At 39.5% G+C, this 5331-nt stretch carries 7 protein-coding genes; all 7 read right to left on the bottom strand.

The annotated features are described in order from the left end of the window. Positions 1-107 precede the first annotated feature (107 nt). The gene (locus G602_RS0116930; RefSeq protein WP_022755918.1) at positions 108-1013 is read right to left on the bottom strand and encodes a hypothetical protein; all 906 of its coding nucleotides are present in this window, start codon (positions 1011-1013) and stop codon (positions 108-110) included. Between the two features lie 281 nt (positions 1014-1294). Further along, positions 1295-1450 carry a hypothetical protein gene (locus tag G602_RS30655; protein ID WP_155829974.1) on the bottom strand — a complete coding sequence of 52 codons (156 nt, stop codon included), beginning with the start codon at positions 1448-1450 and terminating at the stop codon, positions 1295-1297. Positions 1451-1541: 91 nt separating this feature from the next. Then, positions 1542-2777 carry a S41 family peptidase gene (locus G602_RS0116920; protein WP_026660012.1) on the bottom strand — a complete coding sequence of 412 codons (1236 nt, stop codon included), beginning with the start codon at positions 2775-2777 and terminating at the stop codon, positions 1542-1544. A 45-nt stretch (positions 2778-2822) separates the two neighbouring features. Continuing rightward, the gene (locus tag G602_RS27235; RefSeq protein WP_049945301.1) at positions 2823-3170 is read right to left on the bottom strand and encodes a hypothetical protein; all 348 of its coding nucleotides are present in this window, start codon (positions 3168-3170) and stop codon (positions 2823-2825) included. Positions 3171-3310: 140 nt separating this feature from the next. Further along, positions 3311-4480, bottom strand: a complete 1170-nt coding sequence (locus G602_RS29220; RefSeq protein WP_049945300.1) for a HipA domain-containing protein — start codon at positions 4478-4480, stop codon at positions 3311-3313. A 1-nt stretch (position 4481) separates the two neighbouring features. Next, entirely contained in the window at positions 4482-4889 is a 408-nt protein-coding gene (locus G602_RS29215) for a hypothetical protein (RefSeq protein ID WP_049945299.1), read from the bottom strand. Positions 4890-4995: 106 nt separating this feature from the next. After that, the coding region (locus G602_RS0116900) for an NUDIX domain-containing protein (RefSeq protein WP_026660011.1) at positions 4996-5331 on the bottom strand (336 nt) is incomplete at its 5' end.

Here is a 5331-nt window from a genome sequence, read left to right as displayed (position 1 = left end):
CCCCTTGACGACTTTAGGGTAAAACATGATTTTACCTTCATCTGGCCAAAAGATACTGTTTTCAGTGAAGAGATCCGTGCAATATGTGAGGAAATACAACCTATAACTCATTCTGCATGAAGTTCATGTTCTTTTTCATAAAGCTTGTTATCCTGCCGTCTCATGAAAATCATCCGGGACAGAAAAAGAATCAAGCTACTTCCTACAAAAATCTGAATCGGATATGTGATTAGTACGCTTTCAGATATTATCATGCTCAGCATGGTAATAGCGCCAACCGGTGGCATATACATCTTAGTAAAATGAATAACGATAAGCATACCACTTGTAGCAACAATTGCTGAAATCGTAATAGGAAGCCCTATCCAAATAGCAAAGAAATATCTTGAAATCACACCAATTATGGCACACACAGTTATCACTGCCACCGTTTTGACTGGCATATTTCTTGTTTTGTTCCTTGGCCTGGAAAACTCAGTAAATGCCACAAGTAACGGAGGTGCCACAACAAATCTATAACCCGTTCTGAATGCAACACCGGCTATTACTGTCACACAAAGGATTCTAATGGAAGTATCTACCATATCGTCCCTGGAATTCAGCATCACAGGAACATATTCCTCATCTGCTCGGATTCCCTGAAATAGAAAAAGTTTATGAAACAATATTACAAGTAATGTCAGTACAAATGCAGCTATAGGATACACTATACTTGTAGTATGCATCATCACCGGGAGCACTATTGCTGAGACAAATGGTGCAAACGTGGTTCCTGAAAACATAAAGATTACCTGAGCGATTGTGAATGCCAAAATCACTTCGATATACGTATCAAACGGAACAAATCTTACAATGCACACTCCTATTATCGCACAGCCTGTTATCAGTGAAAGCATACGCTTTCCATTAACCTTCCAGCTTCTATTTTTTGCCACCATATATCCAACTGCTAATGCTGTTATCTCAGGAAATATAATCTCCTTCTCATTTAAAGTTTCTGCAAATAGTGTCATCAGCGCTACTAACAGAACTGTACAAGCGTATGGTATTATTCTCTTGACTCTATACATATTCTATAAAAAACATGCAATCAATGTGATGATCGCGATTCCTCCTTACTTAAAAATAGCACATTTACTGACACTCTTTCCAAGAAAGACTCCGCAAGGGTCTCGTCTGTTGTTTTTCGTTTCACAGCTATTCACTCCTTTAGTCAATTTTAATCAGGATCTGCAAAAGGATTAAGCATATATAGTAAATAAAAGTTACTATTCCAAGCAAGTGGCTTTGCAAATCAAGCCGCTTGTGCTTTTTCGGCAGCTGTTTCTACAACAGTGCTCTTTGAGTCAAGCTCCTTAATTACACTTCTTGCCGTCAGAACAACAGCTACTGATGTTACAATGTCCGCTACAGGAGCTGAGAAAAGAACTCCCTCAACTCCAAATAACATAGGAAGAACGATATCATCAGCTAATAATCCTTAACCCTTTAATCTATTAACCTACTGGAATTAAATCAATTGATAACACACCCCCAGATACTCATTTGCACTCAAGGCAATAGTCCAATTCAACATCTTTGTATATACTCTCAGGAGACCACGCTATATATTTATCTACAGGAACACCTTTGTGAACCAGTCCCTTTCCGCCATCGATGCGTCTATCCCTTGAAGTAGGATAAATCAGGCCAAAGTCATCAAACCGAACCACAGAGCAGTTTGAATAATCGGTAATACCCATGGTTGGTCTTCCTACTACTGTTACTTTAGGAGAAAAAGACATTACTTCGACGAAGGCATCTCCGGAAGATGCGCATCTTTCGTCAGTGATGATAAACACCTTTTCAGGATAAGCTCTACCGGTTATTCCGTCCATAAACTCATCTTCGCTTTCTATAAAACCTTTTCCCATGTTCTCGGTATTATCAACTACCATTTTATCAAGCATCGGCGCCATGTCTTCAGGTGGATTTTCACCCAACATATCTCTCAGAAGCTTAATTCGGTCCTTGCAATTTCTCAAGGAATAATTGACTTCAATTGGATACTCAGCTTTGTAATAATCAGTAATATCTTTTCCCCCAGGGAAACAATACTCCAAAAGTGGCACAAACGCAGAATCTGCGCCTCCTCCGTTTCCCCGAACATCTACAATGAGTTTTTTACAGTTATCAAGAGCGTTCTTACAATCGGTATACAGCTGATTGATTGCATCCAGATCCGCAAAATCGTTCAACCTGAGATAAAGCGTATTGTCCTGATATTCTTTGAAGGAATACTTGGCTTCGTCTTTTCCTTTAGAGTCATGGATAATGGAAACTCCTTCTCTTGTACCGTCCTGATGAACGACAGTAACAAGCTTATAAAACTTCAGTACGGCCGGCCACATCATACCCTGGCGTTCAACAGACTTCTCCATAAGTATCCGGCTTTCTTTATGCGCAATAGCTGTTATTGATTCCCCGTCAACTGCAATAATTCTATCTCCTGGAACAAGACCCGTATCAGAATTTGCCTTTGTTACGTACAGCTCATCGCCCAGCCTCATTACCAAAAAACCTATTGATCCCAGCGTCGCATCTACAAAGTCCAGATGTCCCTCCAGTCCAAAAGTTGCCAGATACTCCTGGACAACATGAAGGAACTCCATACGTTCCATGTCATCTGAAATCTTACTTTGGAATACCTGATAATCTCCTGCTCCAAAATCCTTACAGGTAGCAGAATCTTCTTTCATAATTGAAATTATTTCTTGAAATATCTCTGTATAAGTCATTGCCTCCCCTTTTTATACTGTTAGTGTATTATCCTGGAATATGGCTTATGCACGTCCACGTGCAATGAAAGTGCCATACTCCTTCTGCAGATCAATGGCACCATCTTCCATATGTGGCTCCAACATACACAACATCTTATCCTTTTCCATAGTACCAATTCCGTGAAGAGCCTTAAGACTCTGAAGATACTCTACAAGATCATCTACTTTTGTGATATGGAGTGAATCCTCGTATCGGTGCACCTCGACATCCGCAAACTCTTTTCCCAGAATTGCGCCTCCATTCTGAAGAGTGAAGAGATGGTTAGGATCGTAGTTTTCGCCAATTAAGCCAAACCACTCCGCAATGATATCGTTAAAATTGTGCTCGCCGTAAGTAGCGCTATAGAACACGCCTTCGTCCTTAAGAACTCTTCTAATCTCACTAACTGCTTTATTTATGTCAGGTACGTGATAGATCAGTCATCGTTCCAGGGTTCGATTGTAAAAACACTTACAACAGCTTTTTTATTGCTTGGAATTATTATTATTTTTCAAAATCTTATGCTTCTCAAATTCTCACCTGAGGCAAATCTCTCGTACATATCGATTTTTCTCTTGTACATTTCAAGCACAAAAGAAATCCTGTCTTCACTCACCTGCGAATCCTTATGATACATCTCCCTAATGTGTTCCTGGCTTGGAAGCAGTCCTATATCAATAAGCTTTTTGTTCTGGACATACTTTAAAAGTTCCAGTTCTTTTTCCTTAAAGCCTTGGGCATCCTGAGAAAGTACATACTTATCTGTTACCGGAACAATATCCCTGCCAACCAACATACTCTTTCCACTATCATAAATAGGAGCCATGGATATGAACTTAAGAGTATCCGCATCCCGCAGGACTGATATATTAGTCAGATGTCTGTCGCGGTTACTGAAGATAAAATCTATAAGAATTTCAAATTCCAGATACTCTCTGACCGTATTTCTATCAAGGCCGTTTTTATCGCATACGTTTATAAAATGCTCATATCGAGAAAGATTATTTGGTTTTAGCTCACTCGTCATAACAGCATAAGCAGAAACCAGTTCTTTTTTTTGTGTTGTAAATAGATCTGAAACGCATCCATAATCATATTCCTTGCCATCAATGTGCAAAAGCGAGTATTGTACCGCATCCCTTCCCTGTGCCTTTATTGCTTCGCTTACGATAACCTCATTGATACTTTCACTTGAATAAATATCGTGGTTTCCCTTCACAAGTTTCCGAGTTCCTCGGTCAATGATCCATGTCTTTTCCAGGTTACCCTGGAGTGATGAATTGGGGTGATATTCCTCAACTTCATCATCACCCATCTTAATCTTCCCCAACAACAGATTCTCTTTAAAGTCATTGTCAAACAGATTTATCTTTTCCCAAGTGAGGTCTGATCCCAAAGGCCTGATCCAGTAATAATCAGTAAGGCTGAGTCCAAGATTTTGCGTCAGGAAAAGACCTGTTGTTTCAATGCCATTGTTCCTTAACATATTCTCTATATTTCCCTGTTTTATCGGAATGGCTCTGTCACGCCACCACTCAATAAGTCCCCTGGGACTGGTCCTGTTCTGCAATGGCAAAAGTGCTGTGTTCTCCTTTTTACCAAGCTTAACTATATTTCCATCTTCACCTATCTGAAGTATCATCACTTCTTCATTTTTACGCATCAGAGTAAACATTGCCATTTCATTCACCACCTAACAGTCCATTCTCATATTCGTTCTCGAGAGACATCCACGCATAGTCAGATACAAAACTGCTTGGTACATATTTCTGCTCATCCAATTTCTTAATCTTTCGGACACCACCTACAATATAATCTATTTCGTAGTGATCATCATCGGATAAAAGAAGTCTTCCTGAAATGTCATACTCATCGCTGCACACCGTCTCGACAAGGATTTCTCCCCTATCACGATAGATAGCCTCCATGATTGCCCTGTTAACGAATTCTCCCATGGTTTCACCCATAGTCTTAGCATGTTCTTTGATAAAATCAAGATTTCCCTTATCTGTTCGAACCCTGATCTGATCAGTGGAATTTACGTATCTTTTCGTCGCTTCCTTCTGTGCTTCTGTATAGGTTGCTCCCATAGATGACCTCCTTCGCAAATATAGATACACTATATTTACTATTATAGTGTATCTATATTTTAGTAATGTGTCAATCTCCTTAGCGGTTGGAACGTTTTACTGAAATTTAAAAAGTATTCTCTGCCTTACTCTTAAGATAGCTATCAGCCTTTTTAAGCATCTCTTTTTTGTTATCATACTCTATGGTATTGATAGCATCTTCAAGTTCAAGAATCTTCAGAGCTTTGACCTCGTCTGGTCTTGTTATGCTCGGAGATGAGTCTTTATACTTAGCAAGGAAATACACTACCTGCTTTGTCACTCCAGGTTTTTCTGAAAGCGTATACTGTTCGCTTGCTCTAAATTCAGTGTCTAACTCGACTTTCAGATTTGTTTCTTCCTTTATTTCACGAAGCGCAGTTTCTATTTCAGTCTCGCCTTCTTCCATATGTCCTTTTGGAAA

This window comes from Butyrivibrio sp. AC2005 (assembly GCF_000424145.1).
GTDB lineage: Bacteria > Bacillota > Clostridia > Lachnospirales > Lachnospiraceae > Butyrivibrio.
The sequence above is the reverse complement of the archived record's forward strand: the minus strand, read 5'-3'. Positions and strand labels throughout refer to the sequence as shown.

What these genes read in the sequence shown, in the direction of transcription:
- G602_RS0116930 (WP_022755918.1), bottom strand. Translation starts at nt 1,013, where the DNA reads ATGACACTATTTGCAGAAACTTTAAATGAGAAGGAGATTATATTTCCT.
- G602_RS30655 (WP_155829974.1), bottom strand. Translation starts at nt 1,450, where the DNA reads ATGTTATTTGGAGTTGAGGGAGTTCTTTTCTCAGCTCCTGTAGCGGAC.
- G602_RS0116920 (WP_026660012.1), bottom strand. Translation starts at nt 2,777, where the DNA reads ATGACTTATACAGAGATATTTCAAGAAATAATTTCAATTATGAAAGAA.
- G602_RS29220 (WP_049945300.1), bottom strand. Translation starts at nt 4,480, where the DNA reads ATGGCAATGTTTACTCTGATGCGTAAAAATGAAGAAGTGATGATACTT.
- G602_RS29215 (WP_049945299.1), bottom strand. Translation starts at nt 4,889, where the DNA reads ATGGGAGCAACCTATACAGAAGCACAGAAGGAAGCGACGAAAAGATAC.